This is a genomic window from Hufsiella arboris (assembly GCF_009834875.1).
In the GTDB taxonomy this organism is placed as follows: Bacteria; Bacteroidota; Bacteroidia; order Sphingobacteriales; family Sphingobacteriaceae; genus Hufsiella_A; species Hufsiella_A arboris.
The window spans coordinates 366536-390647 of sequence record NZ_WVHT01000003.1 but is presented as its reverse complement, the minus strand read 5'-3'; the positions used below and the strand labels follow the sequence as shown (position 1 = coordinate 390647).

Annotated in this window: 17 protein-coding genes; 7 read left to right on the top strand and 10 right to left on the bottom strand. The window is 44.3% G+C overall.

All coding sequences use genetic code 11. The features are described 5' to 3' along the window. Positions 1 to 17: 17 nt before the first annotated feature. The gene (locus tag GS399_RS08590; RefSeq protein ID WP_160844203.1) at positions 18 to 1031 is read right to left on the bottom strand and encodes an aldo/keto reductase; all 1014 of its coding nucleotides are present in this window, start codon (positions 1029 to 1031) and stop codon (positions 18 to 20) included. 48 nt (positions 1032 to 1079) lie between these two features. Continuing rightward, complete coding sequence (locus tag GS399_RS08585) at positions 1080 to 1952, bottom strand: SDR family NAD(P)-dependent oxidoreductase (RefSeq protein WP_160844202.1); 873 nt, start codon at positions 1950 to 1952, stop codon at positions 1080 to 1082. Positions 1953 to 2241: 289 nt separating this feature from the next. On the opposite strand from GS399_RS08585, the gene GS399_RS08580 reads away from it, so the two are divergent. Continuing rightward, a complete protein-coding gene (locus tag GS399_RS08580; protein WP_160844201.1) occupies positions 2242 to 2598 on the top strand; it encodes a glycoside hydrolase in 357 nt (118 codons plus the stop codon). A gap of 95 nt (positions 2599 to 2693) precedes the next feature. Here the strand turns inward: GS399_RS08580 and GS399_RS08575 are convergent, their stop codons facing one another. After that, positions 2694 to 3809, bottom strand: coding sequence for an aminotransferase class V-fold PLP-dependent enzyme (locus tag GS399_RS08575; RefSeq protein WP_160844200.1), 1116 nt, complete (start codon positions 3807 to 3809; stop codon positions 2694 to 2696). Beyond that, positions 3806 to 4972, bottom strand: a complete 1167-nt coding sequence (locus GS399_RS08570) for a PrnB family protein (RefSeq protein ID WP_160844199.1) — start codon at positions 4970 to 4972, stop codon at positions 3806 to 3808. The genes GS399_RS08575 and GS399_RS08570 overlap by 4 nt, the downstream gene beginning before the upstream one ends. A 90-nt stretch (positions 4973 to 5062) precedes the next feature. Between GS399_RS08570 and GS399_RS08565 the strand changes: the two genes are divergently transcribed. Both GS399_RS08565 and GS399_RS08560 read left to right on the top strand, forming a co-directional pair. Continuing rightward, the gene (locus GS399_RS08565) at positions 5063 to 6034 is read left to right on the top strand and encodes a Gfo/Idh/MocA family protein (protein WP_160844198.1); all 972 of its coding nucleotides are present in this window, start codon (positions 5063 to 5065) and stop codon (positions 6032 to 6034) included. A 43-nt stretch (positions 6035 to 6077) separates the two neighbouring features. Further along, positions 6078 to 6761, top strand: a complete 684-nt coding sequence (locus GS399_RS08560; protein ID WP_160844197.1) for an NAD-dependent epimerase/dehydratase family protein — start codon at positions 6078 to 6080, stop codon at positions 6759 to 6761. 280 nt (positions 6762 to 7041) lie between these two features. Here the strand turns inward: GS399_RS08560 and GS399_RS08555 are convergent, their stop codons facing one another. The 6 genes from GS399_RS08555 to GS399_RS08530 form a co-directional block, all read right to left on the bottom strand. Next, positions 7042 to 7740 (bottom strand): hypothetical protein, encoded by a 699-nt coding sequence (locus tag GS399_RS08555; RefSeq protein ID WP_160844196.1) that lies wholly within the window; start codon positions 7738 to 7740, stop codon positions 7042 to 7044. Further along, positions 7709 to 8239 (bottom strand): hypothetical protein, encoded by a 531-nt coding sequence (locus GS399_RS08550; RefSeq protein ID WP_160844195.1) that lies wholly within the window; start codon positions 8237 to 8239, stop codon positions 7709 to 7711. Before GS399_RS08550 ends, GS399_RS08555 begins: the two co-directional genes overlap by 32 nt. Before the next feature lie 4 nt (positions 8240 to 8243). Beyond that, positions 8244 to 8948, bottom strand: coding sequence for a dioxygenase family protein (locus GS399_RS08545; protein WP_160844194.1), 705 nt, complete (start codon positions 8946 to 8948; stop codon positions 8244 to 8246). A 184-nt stretch (positions 8949 to 9132) separates the two neighbouring features. Next, positions 9133 to 9351 carry a hypothetical protein gene (locus tag GS399_RS08540; RefSeq protein WP_160844193.1) on the bottom strand — a complete coding sequence of 73 codons (219 nt, stop codon included), beginning with the start codon at positions 9349 to 9351 and terminating at the stop codon, positions 9133 to 9135. Positions 9352 to 9368: 17 nt separating this feature from the next. Continuing rightward, positions 9369 to 10073, bottom strand: a complete 705-nt coding sequence (locus GS399_RS08535) for a LytR/AlgR family response regulator transcription factor (protein ID WP_160844192.1) — start codon at positions 10071 to 10073, stop codon at positions 9369 to 9371. 3 nt (positions 10074 to 10076) lie between these two features. Continuing rightward, positions 10077 to 11210: a sensor histidine kinase gene (locus tag GS399_RS08530; RefSeq protein WP_160844191.1), complete on the bottom strand. Its 1134-nt coding sequence runs from the start codon at positions 11208 to 11210 to the stop codon at positions 10077 to 10079. 352 nt (positions 11211 to 11562) lie between these two features. Between GS399_RS08530 and GS399_RS08525 the strand changes: the two genes are divergently transcribed. From GS399_RS08525 to GS399_RS08510, 4 genes are all read left to right on the top strand, one after another. After that, a complete protein-coding gene (locus GS399_RS08525; protein ID WP_160844190.1) occupies positions 11563 to 20286 on the top strand; it encodes a DUF8696 domain-containing protein in 8724 nt (2907 codons plus the stop codon). 2 nt (positions 20287 to 20288) lie between these two features. Further along, on the top strand, positions 20289 to 21311 hold the full coding sequence (locus GS399_RS08520; RefSeq protein WP_160844189.1) for a PorP/SprF family type IX secretion system membrane protein: 1023 nt from the start codon (positions 20289 to 20291) through the stop codon (positions 21309 to 21311). A gap of 134 nt (positions 21312 to 21445) precedes the next feature. After that, the gene (locus tag GS399_RS08515) at positions 21446 to 23236 is read left to right on the top strand and encodes a sensor histidine kinase (RefSeq protein WP_160844188.1); all 1791 of its coding nucleotides are present in this window, start codon (positions 21446 to 21448) and stop codon (positions 23234 to 23236) included. A gap of 3 nt (positions 23237 to 23239) precedes the next feature. Beyond that, on the top strand, positions 23240 to 24010 hold the full coding sequence (locus tag GS399_RS08510; RefSeq protein ID WP_160844187.1) for a response regulator: 771 nt from the start codon (positions 23240 to 23242) through the stop codon (positions 24008 to 24010). Positions 24011 to 24112: the final 102 nt, after the last annotated feature.

The following is a 24112-nucleotide window of genomic DNA, read 5'->3' as shown; positions in this document are numbered from 1 at the left end:
TTTGTTTTCCTTGATAATTACTTTCTGTCTGTTCCCTGCCGTTCAAGCATCCATGCAGGATACTCCGGCGCAAGTTTACTGATATCGCTAAGTTTAGCTAAATCATCTTCGTTAAGTTTAACTTCCACAGCTTTCAGGTTATCTTCAAGTTGTCCTGGGTTTTTAGCGCCGATTATCACCGTAGTTACAGCTTTTTGATGTAATAACCAAGCCAGCGCTATTTGAGCAACGGAAACATTTTTCGTGCCGGCAACTTCTTTCATAACGTCGATGATATCATAGGCTTTATCTTTATTTACTGGCGGAAAATCAAAACTGGCTCTCCTGGCATTTTCAGGCGTTTCATTGTGACCGTATTTTCCGCTTAATAATCCGCCGGCGAGTGGACTCCAAACCATCAATCCGAGTTTCTGATCGTTTAGTAAAGGGACGATCTCGCGTTCCAGATCACGTCCGGCGATAGTATAATATGCCTGCAGCGAAACGAATTTTGAGTAACCTTTTAATTCTGAAATTCCTAAAGCTTTCATGATCTGCCATGCAGCGAGGTTGCTGCATCCGATATATCTTACTTTACCGCTTTGAACAAGGATGTCAAGAGCTGCCAGCGTCTCTTCAAAAGGTGTAAGCGGGTCGTAGCCGTGGATCTGGTAAAGGTCAATATAGTCGAGCTGCAGGCGCTTTAAACTTTCATCGACCTGTTGCAAAATATGTTTCCGGGTTAGTCCGATCTGGTTCGGACCTTCACCCATTTTACCGCGCACTTTCGTCGCAATAATTAAATCATCCCGGTTAAGGCCCAGATTACGAATGGCTGTGCCAGTCATTTCTTCACTCAATCCTTCGCTGTAAACGTTGGCGGTATCGATAAAATTGATTCCTGCCTCAACGGACTTTTTTACAAGAGCGTCTACTTCGTCCTGCGGCAAGGTTCCTATTGCCGTCCATATACCTTTTCCACCGAATGTCATAGTTCCAAGGCATAATTCAGAAACTTTAAGTCCGGTGTTTCCTAAAAAATTATATTTCATGAGCTGTGTTTAAATGGTGATTATTGATTACAAATTTCAAACAGTGAATTACCAGGCTTGTTTAAGTTCAAGCTCTGCCTCTTCTTTTATAAAATCGGTTGAAAACGAGATATCCATCCATTTGTTGAGTTCTTCCTCCAGCGTTTCAAGTTTTGAATAAGCGCGGTTATAGGAGTCGCTTCCCAAAAACAAACGTACCGGCGGCTCTTTCATTTCAGCTAATCTGATGAATACTTCGGCCGCTTTGCCCGGATCACCGATTTGTGTTCCATTCATGCTCAGGTATTTTGCATGCATGTTTCTAACGTTTGTATAATCGGCGATGCTGTTTTTAGATAAAACCAACGATTCTGAGCTTAAAAATTGTGTGCTGAAGGCACCGGGCGCAACCACCGTTGCAAAAATTCCAAATTCTTTCAGGTCGTCTGCGAGTACTTCTGATAAACCAGTTAAAGCATATTTAGTTGCTGCATACATTGCCCAGCCGCTTGCTGGAGCAAAACCGGCGATAGAAGAAATGTTTATAATGTGCCCGGAACGTTGCTTTCTGAAATGTGGAAGTACCTCCTGCATAACATATATTGGGGCGAATACGTTGATGTTAAAACTGTCTGCAATCTCCTTCTCATTTAATTCTTCAACTGTTCCCCCAATACCATAACCCGCGTTGTTTACCACCACATCAATCCTGCCGAACTTTTCAACAGCCGTGTCGATTGCCCGGTTAATCGATCTTTTGTCAGTAAGGTCGGTTTTAAGAGCCAAAAATTGATCATTGCCGCAGTCAATGCTGTCTTTTAGGGTAAGTTCATCACGAGATGTCGCCGCTACAGAGTACCCTTGGTCCAGTAACCTCTTAATAAGAGACAGGCCAAGTCCTTTGGATGCCCCGGTAACAAGCCATACTTTTTTGCCAATCATATTATAAAGTTTTATGATACAAATGTAAACTCAAAGGGTGGGTGGGTGCTTGTGCGAAACAAACTGATACTTGCGAAATTCAAACAATTGAGGTGATTTATTCAGGACGTCACTTAAAAGCAAATTCAATGAGTTGACTCTTATGTTTTTTTAATTTTCAATCGATCCCCATTAAATCAGCTTTAATTATATATAACCAATCACAATAGCTACATAGTTGTCACAGAATTATTTATCTTGGTATCTGGACGCATAAAGCGTCAGGTGTTTCAAATAAACTATAATTCAAATGAAAAAAACAATGATCGCGGCCTTATTGCTTTTCGGCACAGCTGCTGTTTTTGCAGCAATTACAGACATTACAGGTAAATGGACAGGCGCCGTATTAGGTCCTGACGGCAACAGTTACAATCTTACCTACGTTTTTAAAATAGATGGCGAAAATTTAACCGGTACATCAGACAATACATTAGGTATAAACGCTATCGAGCATGGCAAAATTAAGGACAATGAATTTGTTTTTGATATTAGCGCTAACGGAATGGTTATACCGCATAAAGGCAAAGTTTACACAGATTCTATCGCTCTCGATATTGATTATAACGGTACACCGCTGCATACGGTATTAAAGCGTGCAGCCGAATAGAAAGAATAAACTAACCTGGTATAAATCCTCGCTGCCGCGGGGATTTTTTGTTGAGTGTCAAATATGGATGCTATTCTCCGGTTAACGGGATAAAATTATTTATTGATCAGTGCGACCAGTTTTTCCATTTCGTTTGTGGTGGTATAAATATGCGGCGATAAACGAATCCCGAGCGCGCGGCTGTCAAAAGCTATGTCATTCGCTTTCAAACGTGCTGTTATTGTTTCGTGCTGATCTCCGAAATGCAGAATCACTGTTCCCGTCCTTTTAGCAGGCAATCCGGGAGAAACCAGGTATGACGAATCAAGGGAGTCAATTAATTTCTGCGTTAGTGCCAGATTGTGATTTCTGACTGCAGTTGTACCGATTTTAGTTAAATAGCGGATACTTTGAGCCGCGAGTATAAACGGAACAACAGAGGGCGTTCCGCCAAAAAAACGCCATGCATGGGAGTTATACCGGAAGTTATGTATGTCGAATTCAAAAGGATTCTCATGGGAAAACCATCCCACGTCTACAGGTTCACAGGAAGAAATAATCTCCGGATTGACATAAAGGAAACCAGCGCCCGGGCCACCGCATAACCATTTCAAACACGACCCGATCACAAAATCGGCATTCCATTCCTGTAGGTCTATTGGTAAAACTCCAACCGATTGTGCAACATCAACGATTGTGATAACCTGGCGTTTCTTTGCCAAATCAAGAATCTCTTTCACAGGTATGCCGACACCTGTATTGGATTGAGCCTGGGTAATGATCACCCATTGTACATCTTCGGACATAGCTTTGCCCCAAACCACGGGATCTGTATGATCGGCATCGCGACTTAAAAATTTCAATCCATAGCCTGGTTTTTTCGCCTGGCTGGCTACAAAACCTACGGAAGGGAAATCATGTTCGCTTAACAGAATCTGCTGTCTGCCTTCCCGTTTGGGTAATGACGAAATGATCTTTGTAAGCGCAGAAGAAACGTTTGTTTGCGGGCAAAAATTAGTGGCTTCGCTATTAAGCAATAATCCAAGGCTCTCCTGGAAACCAGTCAGGGCTTGAAGCCACTGTGGCCACGGCTCATTGGTTTTCCATGGCTCAAAAAACAGCTCCGACAGGTTAGAACTGCTCTGTTTTAATGGCCTTCCGGCCGAATGATTCATGAGGTAAACTGAATCGTTCAGCTCAAAATCATTTCTTACTGCGTCCGTGCTGATCATTCCGTTATAGCTGCTTTTAATAGTTGGATATCCTTGTAACGTGTTTCAATATCATTCCGCGGAGCTGCCATACGCTGATCACGCAGTTTCTCGAGTACGGCCAGCAATACCGGCAATGGGGGGCCGCTTGCTGTGAGGTTTGAATGATTTTCCTCAGGCAAATTTACTGCGGGCTGGCTGATATATTTGCCAACCAATTGATCGTGATGCTGGGCAGCCGCTTCGCCATGTGCGTCGCAAACATCCAGGAATGCCTTTAGGTTCTCTTGAAACCAAGGCGATTTGCTATTTGCCGGCAATGCTTCCAGGAAACTGTTCATCATACTTTTCTGGCGCATACAATCTCTTAACAGAAGCTGATCCTGCGGCATCATATATAAAAATTTATCAACCAGCATTTGCGAGTAAGAGGCGTTTTCAGCCCGGCACAAACCCAAAAGTAAGTCAATGACATTAATGCCGGCAAAGTCGCCTGCATTTGCTCCGCGATATACACTTGCACCAACACGATGTGGTTTATAATAGGGCCGTACGTTGTAAAAGAATCGATCAGTATCCAATTTTTTGAATAACGTTTTGTTGTAAGCAATGACGTCGTACAGCGCGTCTTTAGCGGCCTTAAACAGATCCGGCGCAACCGGATGCGAAACTCCTAACGGCATGATGCGCAATAAGGCATCCGCGGCACGTTTATATGAAAAAATTCCCCTCGTGTTATAGTCGATAAAAATTGCTTCATCTTCGAGGGACGTAAATGTTTTATAGCGTCCGTTAAATGCAGTGTTGTGCGTGGTAAGGTGGCTGGTTGCAAAACGAGGTGTTACGCCCAGCGAAGCACCTAATTGCAGCGCTAAAGACGAAGCTTCTTTCATGATATTTTGGTTGGCCTCGTCGATTTCATGCCTGCGGCAGGCTGCCAGGTACAAACCCACATTGCCCAGGAGATTGAAACCTTCCTCGAACCCTTCATCGGTATTGCCCTCGTTGAGCAAGTCAATGATAAAAGCACAGCCTTCGGCCAGCAGCTGCTGTTTCAGCGCGGCACCGGTAAATGTAACCGCAGCCTTGTTTTCCTGTGCGAAATAAAGTGTTTCGAGCTCCGTATTGATCTCGACGAAACTGGTACGTATCCATCGATCGAACCTGCTTACGTTTGGTGTCATGAAAAAAAATAAGGTTGTAAAAGTACATAAAAACGTCAAGCAGCAACCGAAATTCTCCTACATTTAGCCAAAGGATTATCAGAAATATACATGGATATCATTAAATGGGGAATCATTGGCTGCGGCGACGTTACAGAAGTGAAAAGCGGGCCGGCATTTAATAAGGTTCCCAACAGCCAGTTGGTAGCAGTTATGAGACGCGACTCAGCTAAAGCGGCCGACTACGCGCGCCGGCACCAGGTTGAGAAATGGTTTAGCGACGCCGAACAAATGATGGACGAGGCCGGAATCAATGCAGTTTATATTGCAACTCCACCAGCCGCGCACCTTGACTATGCTTTAGCTGCGCTGAAAAAAGGACTGCATGTATATGTAGAAAAACCGGTAACGCTTAATGCTGCTGAAGCAGAACAAATGGCTGCGGCTGCAAATGCCGGCAAGGCAAAGTTAGCTGTAGCACATTACCGCCGGCATGTGCCATTGTTTTTAAAAGTAAAAGAATTGATTAACAGCCAGTCTATAGGCGACATCCGTACCGTACAAATAAAATTGTGGCAACCGCGCCGGCCATCATTGGTAGCGGATATTGAAAACAACTGGCGGCTTGACCCCGAAGTATCCGGAGGCGGATATTTTCATGACCTTGCGCCTCACCAGCTCGATCTGATGCTGTATTATTTCGGCAAACCGGTTAAATACCAGGGATTTTCACTCAACCAGGGCAACTTTAGTAAAGCAGACGACAATGTTAACGGGCAGATACTTTTTGAAAATAAAATTCCTGTGAACGGATCATGGTGCTTTGACACAGCGGAAAGTGAGGAGACGGATATTTGCGAGATTGTCGGAACCGGGGGTAAAATAAGCTTCGCTTTTTTTGGCAACTATATAAAACTGAATGATGAAACTTTCAACTTCGTCCATCCACCGCACATTGAACAGCCAATGATCGAACAGGTGGTAAAATATTTTAATGACGAACGTTCAAACCCCTGCAGTGCGGATGAGGCCGTTATACTAATGAAAATAATGGATTCATTTGTGCAGGATAACAGAGATTAATTATCGCCTGGAGTCGATTTGGCAATAAGATTTAAATTTAGGAATGGAAAACGAAAAGATTAAAGCCATCATAACCGGCAGCACCGGAATGGTGGGCGAAGGAGTGTTGCTTGTCTGCCTTGAACAACCAGAAGTTGAGGAGGTTCTGGTAATCAACAGAAAGCCTTGCGGAGTATCTCATCCAAAGCTAAAGGAGATCATACATGCCGATTTTTATAACCTCAATCCTATCGAAGATCAATTAGCGGGTTATAATGCCTGTTATTTTTGCCTGGGAATCTCATCAGTTGGTATTAGCAAGGAAGAATATTTTAAAACTACTTACGTCCTAACGATGCATGTCGGGGAGACGCTCAGCCGGCTGAATCCCCATATGACCTTCTGTTACATATCAGGTGCGGGAACGAATTCATCTGAAAAAGGCGGAAGCAACTGGGCGCGGGTTAAAGGGAAAACCGAGAATGACCTGATGAATCTTCCTTTCAGCGCTTATGGCGTTCGCCCGGGATTTATCAAGCCGATTGAAGGTCAGAAACACGGCCATTCCTTTTACAAATACATAAACTGGATGTTTCCGTTGGGGCGTAAATTTTTCCCCAAAGGTTTTTGCACCTTACGTGAACTGGCTATTGCCATGATCTGCGTTTCAAAATATGGCTATTCTGAAAAAATCATTGAAGGCGACGACATCATTGCTTTAGCGCGTAAGTCTGCTGCGTCAGGTTAGCATGGCCACAAGGGTTCTGGCAGGGTTCTGCTTCGGGTATCCTACGTCTTTTTAGCCTGAAAGCCGAAGCAGGTACGAAGAAGAACCCAAACAGAGTTGGCACTGTTCAGGGTATTTGGGAGTGATAATATCATACTAATAAACTTGCCCGGGATTATCTGGTTATTACAGGTATTCAGAAGTAACTAATTTAAGTGCTTACGCTGAAAATTTTAGATGTGCAAAAAAAAGAAGCAGGATCGGAAATCCGACCCCGCATTCACCACTCCAAAACAATGTCTCAGTTAAGTTCCAGGATCAGCATAACCGCATCCTGGCTTAGCGATTCAAACTCAACCTCGGCTGTAGTGGTTAACGACAGTCCATCGCGTGGCTGAAGTAAGCGGTTTTCAACTTCAAAAGCTCCGCCGAGCACAAAACAAAAGCATGCTGTAAAATTTCGTCCGAGCCGGAAAAGGGAGTCTTCTCTTCCTGCAAATCGGCCTATATGCAAGGAGAAAGGTAATTGCATGTCGTCGATTTCATCATTGATACAGGTAAATTGGTGATGATAATTCCGATCATCAAACGTTAGAACTCTCGCAAAATGATTAGTTGACGCACCAACCAGATTAACCTGTATCTGAATGAAATTTATCGCATCATCCGGATATGGATTGATAATATTAAGGGAACTGCCGCCTGCCATGTTTGTAATAAATGCCTGTCCGATCTGAAGCTTAATTTCCGATTCGGTAACTCCCTGGATAACCAGCTCGCCTGTAACAGGAAGCAGCAAAATGTAACAAAGGCAGTCTGCAGCTAATTCCTTTGCCGAGTTTCCAGCGAGATATTCATCGTTAAAACCTTTCAGCGCACCGAATGAAGTCGCGACATCGTCAAGGTATTCCGTGGAATTAAAAGTCGCGCGCTTTTCATAGCCGGAACTTCTATAAGAGCCGCGTTTTTCACTTAAAAATATCTGAGCTAATTTCTTCATGACATTCCTTTAATGTGTTTATACTTAGAAATGGCTGAAGCGCAAACATTTCAGTGTGATATGCATCGCTGTGCTGTTTTGTGCATGAAACTAATAGCTGCTGACCAATGGTGTGATGCCAGATGAGTGATTCCGAGTAGAAATTTAGTGCAACCTGGTGTTTCTTAATATCGTGAATATCCGAATTGATAAGCTCGAATCTAAACGCATTAAATTTTAAAAACTGCTTCCCGAGCGTATTTAAAATATCGGGCATTTTGCCGTTAAGTTGCCTGACATAAGCTGTTACAGCACCGCTAACCAGGAAGTGCAGCTTTTCTGCTCCCGGGTTATAATGGAGAAGGCCGGCAAATGTCTGGTGTTTGTTATCCTGGTTAAAATATTGGAACTGCATTTTGAATTCAGTATACGAATCCTCGAATACCATTTTTTCCAAGGCTCCGTTCGAATTTATATCGATGATCTTCCGATAACATAGGGTGATTATTTGCCGGTCCATGCTGCTAAACATTTATTTTCATGGTCAGATCAAAACCATCAGTTGTATTTCCGCTTACTGCTGCAATTTCAACACCCGACTTATCATCGCTAAATACATTATCACTGGAGTTGTACGTATAACCACTTAGACCTTTTTTGTAACCATTTACCAATGCCAGTGCAGTTCCCGAGCCTTCCGGAAAAGCAATCTGAGTTACTTTAAGCGAAATTCCTGACGAATTATATACATGAACGTGAATGTGTGTCGCGCGCCCGTTATACCATCCCGGAAAAATTGTTTTGAATGTTGCCAGGCCGGTAGAATCAGTCACTTGCCGGCCGCGTAAAAAATGCAGCGACTGATAGTTCGTGGCCTGCATCCCACCGCCCCCATATTCCGAGTAGTTACCTTCCGAATCACAATGCCAGATGTCAACAATGGCGTTGGCCAGGGCTACACAGTTTTGATTGATGATAATTTTAACGTTCATTGCATACCCCGATTTGCCATCTGTTATGTCGTTGCGGACATATGACGAGGGAGAATGAGTGGGGAAGGGGCCTTCTGTTTCAGTTGGCGCGGTTGTACAGCCAGAACTGTTACCGGAGCCGGTCTCTGTTACAGTTCCAGATGTTGTTGTGCCATCAGATTTTTTACAGGATTCGAATAAAACAGGCGCGGAAATTGTTCCGATAATTAAGCTTTTTAGAAAACCTTTACGTTCCATTTTAACTGGGTTTAGCGTGATTGACAACGAGTTTGTTTGTTAAGCGTTGATCAAATTTGCATATCCGGGAATTTTAATTTTTTGAAGTATCGGTAAAGAGTGTGAAGGTATCGGTATTCGACGTGATTTATTATTGATCCTGCATCTTTAACCTTTCACTCATACCGGTGACGAAACCCTGCTCTCATTCCTGGTTAGGCTCAAGAACATCTGCTACGAATGTGCTGTTTTCTCCGGTTTGCAGAAGCTTGTTCCTGGCCGATGAAAAGCGGTTCTTTGTGCGATAAACCTGATCGAAAAGGAAATTTTTGTTGTCGTTCCAACAATCCAAAACGATGCGTTCACAAAAATTGGAATGGAGAGCAGGGCCGCTTCGGCCAAAAGAGATAGACGTTCGTTTCAAAATTAAACCCTCTCATACTAACTGCTTTTTAAAAGTTCCTGCACATTTTGAGTATAACTATCGCCGATAGGCAGCTCTTTCCCAAAACGAAGTTTGACTTTTTTATTGGAGATGGAAGCAATCGATTTTACCGGTATAATATAGCTGCGATGTATTCGCTTGAAATTTGCCTCCGGTAATTTCTCAAGTATTTTCTTTAACGACATCAACGTCGTAACAGATTCATCGTTCTGCAAATGGATCGTAATGTAATCTTCGAGGCTTTCAATCCATAAAATTTCATCGACCGGGATTCTGACAAGGCGGTATTCTGAGTAAACAAAAATGCTTTCCCCATTATTTTGATTGGATGTTGATCTGTAATGGTGGTATTCAATTGCTTTGCTGGCCGCTTTTGAAAAGCGATCGAAATCTATTGGTTTTAGGAGGTAGTCGATTGCCTCCAGTTCAAATCCTTCGTATGCAAAATTTTTGTAAGCTGTTGTGAAAATGATCATTGGTTTTACCGACAGTGAGCGAACCAGATCGATCCCGGAAATATCGGGCATATTAATATCGATGAACAGCAAATCGACCTGGCTATATTTCAAAAATTCGGCCGCTGATATCGCATCTTCAAATGTTCCGCAAAGTTGAAGCGCCGGAAAACGGTCAACATAAGTTTTGATCAGGCTTAAAGCAAGGGGTTCATCGTCAATTGCCAGGGATTTTAATTTTTGCATAACTCAGCTTAATTGTATCTGTAAGTTAACCGTGAAAAGCTCGCCGGTGTTTTTAACGGACAAGCGATGCTTGCCGGGATAAAGATGTTGCAGCCGCTGTCGTGTATTGGTTATGCCGACACCCGTACTGGTAATTTTTGAGCCGTTTGAAAAAATCCGATTTTGCGCAAAAAGATGAATTTCTTTGCCATTTACCGAAATTAAAATCACCACCGGCGACGGAAATTGTTTGCTTATTCCATATTTAAAGGCATTCTCAATAAAAGTCATCAGAACCAGCGGCGCAATACGATGGCTTCCGGATTCGCCGGTTACCGTATAGTCAATCGAAGCTTTTTCGCCCAGGCGCAATTTTTGGAGACCAATGAAATCTGAAATACAATCAAGTTCAAGTTTCAGCGGAACTATTTCCTGACTTATATCGTCGGTTACGTATCGCATAATGTTTGAAAGCTTCATAATACTTTCGGCAGTTTGCGGACTCGCCGTCACAGCCAGCGTATAAATATTATTGAGTGTGTTGAACAGAAAGTGGGGGTTTATCTGCGCGCGAAGAAAGGATAGCTCGGCCTCAGCCCTGCCGGCTTCAGCTTTAATTGCCTTTTTTTGCGTCAGACCAAGTTGCCTGTTAATCTGCACGGCCATTGCCAGAGCAACTATTGTGATGAAAAGAAAAACGCTTACAATATCCACCTTCATAAAGGCCGCGCGTCCTTCGGGAGGAAATGGATGACCTGGCCGGTTGCCGGGAGGCGGGCCCGGAAACTCTTTTTTTACAATATCGTCAGGCGGATCGGGAGGAAATCTATCCGGCTTTTCCTTCGCAAAGAACTTTCGTTGATTGGCCGTCATTAAGCCATCGAAAGGCCGCAGCACGAATACCAGTAGAAATAAAAGCGCAAGCATACCGAAGTAAGCTCCAAATCGTCGTCTGAGATAAAGGTGCGGAATCAGAACGCCGTTAACCAGGAAAAACAGCGAAAGAAAACTCAGGCAGAAAAGGTAATAAGCCGGTTCTTTTAACATGAAAAAAATATCCCGCTCCCCGCGTTGGTTGAGAATAAACAACAGGGGAAGACTGGAAAACAACAGCCATCCGGCAGCCTGGGCGATAACGTTGGCAGTTTTCTGATTCATGGATACAAATATTCATAATCTGTATGCCAAATGACGAAAGCGCAGATAAATGGTCAAAATGTACCGATAAAGAGTAATAAAACGGAATGAGAAAAAGTGAGAAATAATCGGTCGAGGTAAATATTGAAATGGGAGGTCGTTTTTGGTCAAATAGTTATCTTTCAACGAATTAGCTCCCATGTGAGACTGTGTAACAATTGTGTAACTTATGTGAAATAACGGCGTATAATGCCAAGTGTTACGGTGCTCTCGGCAAATAATTCACTGCTAATTTGAAATTATAGCGATCTATTATAGGTTGAGAGGGCGTTTTGCGACCTAAACGTATTAACTAAATCTTATCGCAATTTGGATGAACATTTTTACTAAGTTTTTTACGTGCTGCATTTTAAGTCTGTGCGTTGGTTTAGGTGTTGCGAGAGGGCAGACAATAAGTGTAGGGAATGTTGACCCTGGAGCGGGCAATAGTTATGGCCAGGGATCGACGATCGCGGTGCCGATAACAATCACTCAGTCAGCAGGAGGGTATATTAATCAGGGAAATGTTTTTACTGCTGAATTGCTTGATGCAGGTGGAAACGTAATTGCAACTACTGCTTATTCTGGTGTTTATACAGGATTCTTAAATCTTAACGTGCCAGCATCTGTAACAACAGGCAGCGGATATAAAGTGCGTGTCAGGTCTTCAAATCCGGCTTCAACAGTTACTTCAGGTAGTTTTAGTATAGCTGCATCTCCGGTACCGGTTGTTAAGCTGAAAGGCGAGTCGACTGTTGGTACGACAACCGATGTTTTTGGTCGCTGTACCAATTCGACAAGTCCATTTAACTTTACTAATCAATCATCAAACGCAGATGCTGTAACGGCAACTATAGTTGATTTAAAAACTGGCAGCGTCGTCAGTACACTTGATTTTAGTTCAGGAAACACCCAATCCTTTACTCCCGGCGACAGTTATTATTCAGTTACAGTGAAAGCTGTGAAAAACGGTGTTGTAAGCACAAAAACCTATTATTACCTGAATAACACCGAGCGCAATCCGTTTATCAACGTTTACCAGGATCCAATCTGTGAAAACGGAATAATCACTTTTGAGGTTGATCCCGTGGCAATGTCAGGGAATTTTGATGGTAACATCTATACTATTGATTGGGGAGACGGATCGCCAATTCAATATCTTACCAAATACGAAATTCTTGCACTCAATAAAAAAATAACACACGTCTACAATAAAGCAATCTGCCAGAATGGAGGAGCGCCTTTCCAGGTTATTCAGCAGAGCAGACATCCATTTTGCGATCTGACTTCCGCCCAACAGCGTCCAACGGTAGTGGTTTATAAAAAACCAGTATTAGCTATTGGTACTCCGGCGAAGCAGTGTGCCGACAAGACTCTTACATTCGTTAATAATTCTATTCCGGGAAGTACGGCCAGTGCCTGTGAAGATCCCAATTCCACATATACCTGGTATGTTGATGGCGTGGAGGTATTAACGGATGTTCCAAAAAGCACCAGCCTAACTCATACCTTTACAACCAACGGTAACCATACAGTTGCAATAAAATACACCAGTTATACGCCATGCCCGGTTTCGAATGTTTCAGTTCCGGTTTGTATCCAGGCTCAGCCAACAGTTTCATTCAATATCATCGAAGCATCGCCATCGTGCGCTCCTGCAACGATTCACCCGCAGAATACATCTGTTGTTGACGCTTCATGTTCTGCAACGAATACCTGGAACTGGTCCGTTTCCGGAACGGCGGGAGGATGGACGATTGATGATGCCGGAGCTCAAAGTCCGGAAATTAAGTTTACTAAAGCGGGTAAATACACCATTTCTTTAAGCGTTACTACAAGTGCCTGTGGGATCTATACCGCTCCGGATAAATTTTTTGTGGTAAATGAAGTGCCGGTTGCAACGCTTTCTGCCGATAAAGTTTATTGTGGCGCAAACCGGACTTTTAAGTTTGATAATACAAATGGAGATACACAAACAACGCTAAGAGGAACCGGAGAAGAGACTGGAACTACATATACCTGGGATATCAGTCCGGCGGCTGGCTGGGCTTTCAAAGGAGGCTCCAATATTCACACAAAATATCCGGAAATTGAGTTCACTGCTACGGGCAGCTATACAATAAAGGTTACGCATACTAACAGTTGCGGAACAGCAGATGATACACAGGTTTTAGAATTCAAGCCGTCTCCGGAATCACAGCCCGGAACTTATGCGGCGATTTGTCCGGAAGGCAATGTTACGTTGGATGGAAAAATAGTCTACAACGGCACGACATATAACAGCGTCTCGACATTACCCGCTGGAATTACTTTCGAATGGCTAGGCGGCGCCGCCGGAACAATTTCCGATAGAACCATATTAAATCCGGTTTATACTCCGGCTGCGAGCGAATATGGCACAACAGTCCGCCTTACATTACGTGTGAAATCATTACTTAATCCATCTCCTTGTGACGTGATCGACAACTGGGCGGATATTATTGTTCGTCCGAAAAACATTGGTGCGGATAAAACACTGGCCGCGATCTGCGATAAAACCAGTTTTGGGAATTATGATATCCGCACAGGCCAGCCGTCAACACTTGTTGCTGGCAGTTCATTTTCATGGACTGCAACCGGAACAAATGTAACAGGGTTTTCAGCTAATGGCACCGGCAATTTCATTAATGACATATTGACGCTTACCGATGCAGCAAACCCGGGCAGCGTAACCTATTCTGTTACCCCGCGATCTAATAATTGTGACGGAACAGCCTTTGATATAACTGTGCCGGTTAAACCAAGACCAGTTTTAACATTGCCAGCCGCTTTGATTGTTTGCAGCGGCAATGCGGCCGGCATTACTCTGAATTCAAGTTTGCCAGGTACAACATATACATGGTCATCTTCGGGTTCCGGTGTTACAGGAAAAACAAATCAGGCAACGCCGATTTTAGTAACGGAAATAAATGATGTTCTTGTTAATTCAGGTACCGTTGATAAAACTGTTACTTATACGGTTACGCCATACGCAAATGGTTGTGATGGCACTGCAAAACCTATTGTGGTAACTGTAAAACCACCTGCAACCGCCGCCAATGCAGGCGCTGATAAAACGATCTGCCGCTCAAGCTACGTACTTGAAGGTAATGATGTGGCTCCATTCACAGGAACCTGGTCGATCGTTGGCCATCCCGAAGTGACTTTTTCGCCAAATGCGAATGTGCGCAATGCAACAGCGGGAGGCTTGCTGCCTGACCAAACTTACACCTTCCAATGGTCGGTGACTGGCAGCGGCTGTTCAAATAATAACGATGATGTCGTTATTACTACGTTGCCAGCATTAAGCACTCCGCTACCCGGAGCCGATGCTTCATTGTGTAATTGGGTTGCGCCAACCAATAATACGTTCACGTTAAATGCCAATAACGGTTCCGCGCTTCCGTCGTTTGAAACCGGTAAATGGACAATACAATCAGAACCTGACGGGAGCGCCGCTTACATTTTGCCTGCTGATGAAAATAAGTACAATGCAGTGATACGGAATCTAAGTCCTACCACTCCGACAAAACCCTATGTGTTTAAATGGGAAGTTAAAAACGATTGCGGTTCTGCTTCCAACACTATGCAGTTGTTTGTTTACCCGGTGCCGATAGCCGGTAGGCTTACTGGTGGCGACAATATTTGCGAGGGCGCAACAGCGTTGCAACTGGAGTACGTTCCGCATTATACCAGCACATTCGCGAGCTGGCAGTCGTCCTCATCGGCTTCAGCAGGCTTTACAGACATCCCGGGAAGTGGAAATACTTACACTCCAACCGCTCTGACACAAACCACATATTACCGCGTTCGGGTAAGCAGTTTGGATCCGACTTGCCCGGGCCAGGATTTCTCCAATGTAAAAGTTATTAATGTCACTCCTAAATCAGTCGGTGGTGTTAGCTCTGGAGCAGCTACCGTGTGTAAAGATTCAAACCACGGTTATGTAACACTCGATCTTACGACAGTAACCGGAGACGTTCAAAAATGGCAATACAATACCGGAACAGTCTGGATAGATATCGCAAATGCTACGAATCAGTATGAATACACCGATCTGTCAGTAACTACAAAGTATCGCGCAGTGGTTAAGAACGGAGCATACTGCCCTGAAGCTTATTCTACCGAAACTACGATCACTGTAGTTCCGCCGGTTTCGACTCCTAGGCCTGGATCCGATACAAAGATCTGCGATCAGCCAACTTATCCGATGACCGCTGAAGCACCAACCGTCGGACAGGGAACATGGACTTTAATATCGGGCCAAACCGGAATTACTTACGCTTCGCATGATCCGCATGCTGTTGTGAGCGGGCTTGTTCCCGACGATAATCCTTATAAGTTCGAATGGAGAATAAAGGGGACTTTAGCGACTCCTTACCCTTGCGGTGAGAAGTGGGATTTTGTATCTATCACCGTTCGTCCAAAACCGGCGGATGCCGACGCTTCCGCGACTGATCTTTGTCATTGGAACGCGCTTTCAAATAACACGGTCACGCTCACAGGCACATCACCTGCCCACGCTTACGAGCACGGTGAATGGCGGATTATAAATTTTCCAACAGGAAGCGGCGCTACCATTACTAACGCTCAAATGGCAAGTGCCACATTAAAAAATACAATTCCGGGCAAATACATACTCGGTTACAAGCTGGTAAACGACGTGCCATGCGAAGGTGCGGAAAAAGAGGTTACTATCAATATTTACAAAGATCCCGAGCCCGGCGTATTGAAGAATGCGCAAACCGTTTGCGAGGGAACTCCGGTGACACTCACCCTTGACGGCAGCGATGGCGCACATTTTAAATGGCAAACGTCCACCTCGGCTACTGGGTCATGGACCGATATTACGAGTAATGACGATCAGCTAACTTATGCTCTGACGGATAATTCGGCGGGTATCAGGTTTTTTAGAGTTAAGGTCTTTGGCGAAAACGCAGCTTGTGATTTTGTGCCATCAAATGTTGTAAAGATCGAATTTACTCTGCCAACCAAGGCAGGTGATGCAACCGGAGAGAGAACCTGGTGTTTGGGGAGTGCTAGCGGAAATGTAACTCTCGCTAATTCCAGAGGGGTGATTACCTGGCAGTCAAGTGCGGATAGTCTGACATGGTCAAATACGGGCTATTCTTCAACTACACAACCTTATCTGAATTTGCAAACCACCACTTGGTATCGCGCGGTCGTAAAAAATGGTGACTGCCCGGAATCTACATCAAATACAGTTAAAATCACTGTTAATCCAACCGTTCCCGACGCTCATGCCGGCGATGATAAAATTGTTTGTAATGTAACCGAATACCAGTTAAACGGGAATGCGGAAACAGGTTTTACTGGCTTATGGACAGTATCCGGCCATCCCGAGGTAACCTTCTCGCCGGATGCAAGTCACGCAGATGCGATCGCTAAAAATCTTACTCCCGGTAATGCCTACACGTTTGCCTGGACCTTAAACGGGCAAGCACCGTGTCCTTCTAAACCTGATGATGTCAGGATTACGATCAGGCCGAAAATGGTGGCTCAGATTACTGCGATTGCAGATGTCTGTGATAATACAGAAACGGCGAACAACAACCGGTTAATAAGAGCCAATCAGCCGCGTTCGGTCTACAATGAAACCGGGAAGTGGAAAATAGAAAGCCAGCCCACCGGCGGTAATGCTGCCATCGCCGACGATACGCAATACAACACCAGTATCAGTAACCTGATTCCGGGTGAATATATTCTTAGCTGGCAGTTATACAATGATGCGGTTGATGCTCCATGTGTTACCACCGCAGCACGTGATACCTTCCAGGTCTATCCGCAACCGCTAGCAGGTGCGGTTACCCCATCTCCGGCTATAGTTTGTAAAGGAGATCCATCTACTTTAAGATTGGCAGGATACAGCAAAGGAGTGATTGAACAGTGGGAGACGTCTGACAACGCAAGTTTTACTAATCCGATTATTATTGCTGAGACTAGTGATACACATACTTTCACCAACATCCAGAACACACTTTTCTATCGTGTTAAAATAAAAAGCCTCGGTCCGAACTGTCAGCCTGTGTACACAACTGGAATCAGCGTTGTTGTAAACGAGCCGAGCAAAGGTGGAGAAACAACTTCAAATTACATTGTGTGTTCAGGTGATGCGGCAGAACGGCGGATTAACCTCGACCGGTATATTGGTACACCTATTTATTGGGAATACAGAGACAAAGGTGACTCGAACTGGACGCGGGTTTTTCGAACCAACGTATTTATCAACTACTCCGGTTTAACAAAAACACGGGAATACCGTGCCTGGGTTCAAAATGGCGTATGCAACCCTGACTCATCGACTATCACGACGATAACAGTCAACGATCCGCCAATCCAGGCCAAAGCCGGGGAGGATGAAACACTATGTGCACAAACAACCTATCAATTACATGGAAATTCGGCTAATGCCGGATCAAAAGGTAAATGGACGCTTTCTCCTTCGCGCTCGGAAATTACTTTTGATAATGATACTATTCCGGATGCGAAAGCCAGCGGCTTAATTGCCGGAAAGATCTACAATTTTGTTTGGCGGATTTCTAACGAACAATGCGGTTATACCGAAGATGCCGTTACGATCACAAACCTTGCACCTTTAGAAAACAAAATTTCCGCAGTGCCAACCGTTTGCTCGGGATCGGACGTGACGATCAATGGTGAAAAACCAACCGGTGGCGATAATATAAATTATGAATTTAAATGGGAAAGCAGTACCGACAGCCTGAGCTGGACGGTGATCCCCGGTGAAACGAACCAGAGCCTGATCGTAACAGGTCTTACACAAACAACATCATTTCGTCGGACGGTTACTTCCGGGCAATGCCTGAGTGTTAGTACAGTTAAAACAGTAACAGTTCAGCCTGCATTGTCGAATAATGTGGTCGGCACTGATCAATCAGTGTGTTATGCAAAAGTTCCGCTTCCATTAACCGAGATTCAGGCGCCAACGGGTGGCGACGGTAATTATACCTACCAGTGGCAAAAAGATATTGGCGACGGAACAGGATTTAAAAACATTTTCGGCGCTAATACTGCTTCTTACCAGCCTGATGCGCTCACTAAAACCACCAAATTCAAACGTGTTATTAAATCCGGGCAATGTACTGTTCCACTCGAAAGTAACATCATCACTATCACAGTGAACCCTCTTCCAAAAGCTAATTACACCTACACTGAAGAAAAAGGCTGCGTTCCTTTCGCTATCGATGCTAGCAACATCCGTGTCGTTGATTTTGCAGATGGCAACGGAGACTATCACTGGTACGCTGATGGAAGATATATCGGCAAAGGAATCACTTTTCCAGGTTATACAATCAATACCTTCACTACAACCGGCGTGGTAATTAAACTGGTTGCGATCAGTAAGTTCGGCTGCGACAGTGTAAGCTATGAACATACATTCGGCACACGCTCAAACGTGACACCGAAGTTTACAATGAGCGTAAAAAAAGGCTGCGGCCCGCTGACGGTTCAATTTGATAATAAGAGCAGTTCTTTTGACGATGTAACTTTCCATTGGGATTTTGGTAACGGACAAACTTCGGATAAAACCTATCCGGATGCCGTAACATTCGATGCGCGTACAGATGGCCGCGACAGTTTATACTTCGTCACTTTAACCTCGGCGACGCCAAGCTGCGGATCAAAAAGTGTAACTGACACAGTGTGGGTGAGACCAAAACCGATCGCAATTTTTACGCCTGATAATCTTTCAGGATGTTCGCCGTTCAAAGTGAATTTTACAAATCTTTCACCCGGAACCGGCAACAAATACACCTTCAAGTTTGGCGATGGCACACCTGCGGAAACATACGACGACACACGCACTGTCAGCCATATCTACACCACCAATATTTTGAAAAATTTCAAGGTTACGATGGTTGCGCAAAACGAATGCGGTATTGACTCTGCCAGCTACAGCATTCGAGTATTCCCGAATGATGTAGTTGCCAGTGTGGTAGTGGTTGGCGAGCGAAAAGGCTGTGCACCATTTTACACCGAATTCAAGAACAACAGTGTCCGTGCGAAAACTTATGTCTATGATTTCGGTGACGGAAGCGTTGAGCAAAGCAGTACGGCGCCGGAAATCTTCAAACACATTTACAAACAGCCTGGAAAATACCGGGTAAAAGTAACCGCTTCCAATGGCTGCGCCGAGAATTACGCTATTGATTCTGTTGAAGTTTACCCGAATCCGGAATTTAAAATCACAGCGGCGCCGACAGAAGGCTGTGGCAAAATCGCGGTAGTATTTAATAACCAAACGAAAAATGCTAAAAGTTATCGCTGGGAGTTTGGCGACGGAACTTATTCAACCGAAGTAAACCCGGTACATATTTACGATCATGTGGGCTCGCCGTTCACGGTGAAAATAATTGCAACTTCCGCCTACGGTTGTACCGATACCCTCGTTTTGCCAGACTACATTAATGTTTATCCGAAACCAAAGGCTGCATTCGATGTCGATCCCGGAACAGAAATAACTGTGCCGAAATATAGCTTCGTTTTCCAGGATAAGTCGCCGGAAAGGCCCAATAAATGGCGCTGGGATTTCGGAGATGGCACTTTCTCAACATTGCAAAGTCCGACACATGCCTATACCGATACGGGATATTTCAACGTACGGCTGATCGTTATGAATAAAAATGGTTGCGCCGATACGATAGCGAAAATGGTGAAGATCAACAGCGTCGAAGGAAAGCTGTTCGTGCCAAACGCTTTTATACCAGGAAGCCGTTCGCCGGAACTAAGCGTATTCCGTGTTAAGGCAACCGGCATGAGCGAATGGCGGATGCGTGTATTCAATAAATGGGGGCAGCAATTGTGGGAAAGCACCGCTCTCGACGATACAGGAACACCAACAGAGGGCTGGGACGGCATGATGAACGGCATACCGGCACCGCAGGGCGTTTATGTCTGGGAAATCAAAGCGAAATTTAAAAACGGTTCCGAGTGGAAAGGTATGGCATATGACGGCAAGGAGCCCAAAAGGGTGGGAGTTATTCATTTAATCCGATAAGTATGAAGAGGAGATTTGCAGTTGGTTTTTTGTGCTTGTTCGGTATATTGACGGGCAGGGCACAGGACCATATTTATTCCCAGTTTTACAACGCACCCGTGTATTTGAACCCGGCACTTAACGGTCAGTTCAAAGGAGATTTGCGGGTGAACTTTATTTATAGAAACCAATGGACAGCCGTCCCGGGAACACTCAACTACATGACAGCTTCCCTTGATTACCAGTTACCGGAATTTAACAGCGGCATCGGGTTAATTGTAAATCACACCAGCGAGGGAACGGCTTTCTGGACAAAAAACAACATTGCAGGTGTTTATTCCTATGCAGTAGGTTCAGATAATTTCAATCTTTCGTTCGGACTGCAAGCAGGGATTACCAACAACAGGATTGACGAGACGAAGCTTGTGTTTTCCGACCAGTTGGATGTTCACACGGGTATAGTTCCAGGAGCCGCCAGTTCCGCCGGACCGCTGCAATACAATAATCGCTATTATTTCGATTCAGGAGCCGGTATCAACCTTGTTGTTGGCAATTTCATGGCGGGAGGCGCAGTACAGCATCTCAACAAGCCAAATGAATCCTTTACAGGAATGAAGTCGCCATTACCTATGCGCACAACGGCTTATATGAGTTATCGTCTTGGACTGATCGCCGGCGGATATGATGAGGATAATTTGTACGCAATCCCCTCGGTGGTGGTGTATAGCCAAAGCAAATCAATAGCTTACAGTGCGGGATTGCAGGTAAAGAAAAATGCGCTGAATGCAGGAATTTGGTATCGTAACAATAGCCAGGGCGGACCGGATGCCGTTGTCGTTTCACTAATATTCGATATTTTCTCAGGTTCCTATCGCGATGAAAAGATCAGGTTGGGGGTAAGTCACGATGCGACAACGTCCCGGCTGGGATACGGAAATACCACAGGAACTACTGAAGGAAGCATTGGTTACGAAGTCAGCTTTCCGAATCGCAATGGAGGATACAGGCAGTTTGCCGAATCGGTTAAGTGTTCGGATTTCTATTAATTGTTAGGTTTTAGAATAAAAATAAGAACATTTTAATAATCCGTTTTTCATACTTTGTTTTATTTGTTATATCGCTTTTACTTAAGTTAAAAAAAAGGATATTTGTTAAAGCGAGATTTCGCGTCGCTAACCAAATGAATATCAGGCTGTACACAAAAGCTTTAGTTTTCGGATTTATTTTGTTTACAGCTTGTACCGGTAGGTCAGGGAGAGAAGCTTTAAATGATGGAGATGACGACGCGCGTAAACGAATAAGGCAGCTCATCGACATTGGCAATGGTGTTATCGAAACACCGGATAGCATGCTTGCACTTAGCGATTCGCTGGCTAAATATGCTGCTTATCCTGAAGCAAAAGTTGAGTCGGAGGTGCTTAAAGCGAAATATTTCTGGCGTGTTACCGATCACGAAGAGGGGATGAAGATGGCTGTAAAGGCACTCAAAGACGCCAACTTCTATCAATTCGACGCAAAGCTTCCCATCATATATTCAATTATCGGTAACATCCATAAAGAAAAAGGAAATTATGCCTTTGCTTTTGATGCCGCTAATAAAGGTCTGGAGGCTGCAAAGCGCTTAAAGGATACGGTGAACATTATCTACATGATTCGCCTGCAGGCCATGTTCAGCAAAGCAAAAGGAAGTGATGTTAATGACAGTACGCTTATCCGGCAATCACTTGCCTTGCATCTTCGCGGTTTGCGAATTGCTGAAAGCAACCGTAAATATGAAAGTAATCGCATCGCCTATTACGATAATATCTGCCAGTACTATGCCGAGGGAGGGAATTACAAACAAGCCATGTATTACGGCAACAAAAGTATCCCGCTTTGCTTCAAATACAATCGCCGCTTATCACTAACCTATGCATATTGCTGGCTGGCCATTGCGAGCTACAGACATAATGATTATAAAGCAGGATTAGATTACCTGACCAAATCGCTGGAACTCACTCGCGTGATAAAAAATCCATTTCGTGAGATGGAGATCATGCGTGCACTGTATCAATATTTCGGTTATATCGGCGATTATAAACGGGCTTTCGGATATTACCGCCAATTCAGCAGTATGCAGGATTCGCTGAATGTGCTGAACAACACCCGCCAGATGAGCGAACTTCAGGTTAAATATGAAACGGAACGCAATAGCCAGAAAATCCTTCTACTCGGAAAGAAAAATCGCTGGCAGTCCTCAGTGATCATCGCTTTTATAGTCGGGCTGTCTGTGTTCATTTTATTGCTTGGGCTGCTCTTCTACCAGTTCAGGATGATCAAGCGAAGTAACCGTGAGATCACCCGCCAGTCGGAAAAACTCCAGGTGTTGATGAAAGAACTGCATCATCGCGTAAAAAACAACCTCCAAATAGTAACCAGCTTGCTGAGCCTGCAATCGAACCGTTTGACGGATGAAGAATCTCGGCAAGCTATCCGGATCGGGCAGCAGCGTATTGAGGCGATGTCGCTTATTCACCGCAGCCTTTACCAACAGGAAAATCCGAATATGGTGAACATGAAGGAATACATTACCGATCTCATAGGAAGCATCATGCAGTCTTTTGGCTATGCGGATGACCGGGTCGAAATCCGTATTGATGTCGAAGTGGAAGAGCTTGACGTCGACGTGGCGCTGCCTTTGGGATTGATCATCAATGAATGGATAACCAATTCGTTTAAATATGCATTCGCCAATGTTTCAAACCCGGTTTTGTCTGTTTCTTTAAAGAGTCAAAACGGCCTTGAGCTGTCCGTCAGCGATAATGGTCCTGGATTACCATTAAGCATATGGAACCAGCCGCAGAAGTCGTTCGGGATAAAATTGGTTAAAGTTCTTTCAAAACAACTGGGCGGAAGCTGCGACTTGCAAAACCAGGATGGCGCGGTGCTCAACATAAATATTCCCTTGAGTAAATGGAAGAAAACTGCATAATTTATGAATGAAGCCGTAAATATCTTAATCGTAGAAGACGAGGGAATCCTGGCAATGGGTCTTGAAGAAAGCCTGCAGGCGGACGGTTACACGGTAGTCGGAATTGTCGATAACGGGCCCGAAGCGCTCGAAGTTATCAAAAGCCAGGGTATCGACCTGGTACTGTTAGATATTCACATAAAAGGCGACTGGGATGGCATAGAGACGGCGCGAAAGATCAGCGTAGTAAAAGAGATTCCGTTTATCTATCTAACTGCGTTTGGCGATAAGAATACTATTGACCGGGCGAAAGACACCATGCCGGCCGCCTACTTAACCAAGCCTTATCAGCCAGCCAATCTGCGTATAGCGATAGAAATGGCCCTGCATCAGTTTGCAGTTAGGAAGAGTAAAGAAGCTAAGGTCGTTTCAATAGATGCACCTAAAGTAAAAGAGCCGGGTAATGAAACCATCTTATATTTTAACGATGCAGTGTTTGTCAAACAGAATTATCGCTTCGTGAAAATCCTGTTAAGCGATGTTTATTACCTTGAAGCAGACAGCAATCATACGTACATTCATACAAGTGATAAAAAATATGCTTTGCGCAACAGCCTGCAGCATGTGCTCGAAAAATTCAGTCATCCTCAGTTTGTACGTGTGCATAGATCATATGCGATCAATCTTAATCGTTTGCAAACTTTCAATGATTACTCGATCATTCTCGGGCCTTATGATATTCCACTTGGCCGAAACTATAAAGAAGAGTTTTTTAGAAACTTTAGCTTCTTATAAGGAATGCTGCAACCGAAGACCAGTCGTTTGCATACATAGTTCCGGCGTTTACATACATTCCTGATTTTCAGTACAATCAGTGCCATAGTTTTGACGTTCAAA

Bases quoted from the DNA above. Each gene is read 5' to 3' on its own strand.
- GS399_RS08530 (WP_160844191.1), bottom strand. From the start codon at position 11,210: ATGAATCAGAAAACTGCCAACGTTATCGCCCAGGCTGCCGGATGGCTG.
- GS399_RS08575 (WP_160844200.1), bottom strand. From the start codon at position 3,809: ATGATCAGCACGGACGCAGTAAGAAATGATTTTGAGCTGAACGATTCA.
- GS399_RS08510 (WP_160844187.1), top strand. From the start codon at position 23,240: ATGAATGAAGCCGTAAATATCTTAATCGTAGAAGACGAGGGAATCCTG.
- GS399_RS08580 (WP_160844201.1), top strand. From the start codon at position 2,242: ATGAAAAAAACAATGATCGCGGCCTTATTGCTTTTCGGCACAGCTGCT.
- GS399_RS08590 (WP_160844203.1), bottom strand. From the start codon at position 1,031: ATGAAATATAATTTTTTAGGAAACACCGGACTTAAAGTTTCTGAATTA.
- GS399_RS08550 (WP_160844195.1), bottom strand. From the start codon at position 8,239: ATGGACCGGCAAATAATCACCCTATGTTATCGGAAGATCATCGATATA.
- GS399_RS08555 (WP_160844196.1), bottom strand. From the start codon at position 7,740: ATGAAGAAATTAGCTCAGATATTTTTAAGTGAAAAACGCGGCTCTTAT.
- GS399_RS08565 (WP_160844198.1), top strand. From the start codon at position 5,063: ATGGATATCATTAAATGGGGAATCATTGGCTGCGGCGACGTTACAGAA.
- GS399_RS08535 (WP_160844192.1), bottom strand. From the start codon at position 10,073: ATGCAAAAATTAAAATCCCTGGCAATTGACGATGAACCCCTTGCTTTA.
- GS399_RS08525 (WP_160844190.1), top strand. From the start codon at position 11,563: ATGAACATTTTTACTAAGTTTTTTACGTGCTGCATTTTAAGTCTGTGC.
- GS399_RS08515 (WP_160844188.1), top strand. From the start codon at position 21,446: ATGAATATCAGGCTGTACACAAAAGCTTTAGTTTTCGGATTTATTTTG.
- GS399_RS08520 (WP_160844189.1), top strand. From the start codon at position 20,289: ATGAAGAGGAGATTTGCAGTTGGTTTTTTGTGCTTGTTCGGTATATTG.
- GS399_RS08545 (WP_160844194.1), bottom strand. From the start codon at position 8,948: ATGGAACGTAAAGGTTTTCTAAAAAGCTTAATTATCGGAACAATTTCC.
- GS399_RS08585 (WP_160844202.1), bottom strand. From the start codon at position 1,952: ATGATTGGCAAAAAAGTATGGCTTGTTACCGGGGCATCCAAAGGACTT.
- GS399_RS08570 (WP_160844199.1), bottom strand. From the start codon at position 4,972: ATGACACCAAACGTAAGCAGGTTCGATCGATGGATACGTACCAGTTTC.
- GS399_RS08560 (WP_160844197.1), top strand. From the start codon at position 6,078: ATGGAAAACGAAAAGATTAAAGCCATCATAACCGGCAGCACCGGAATG.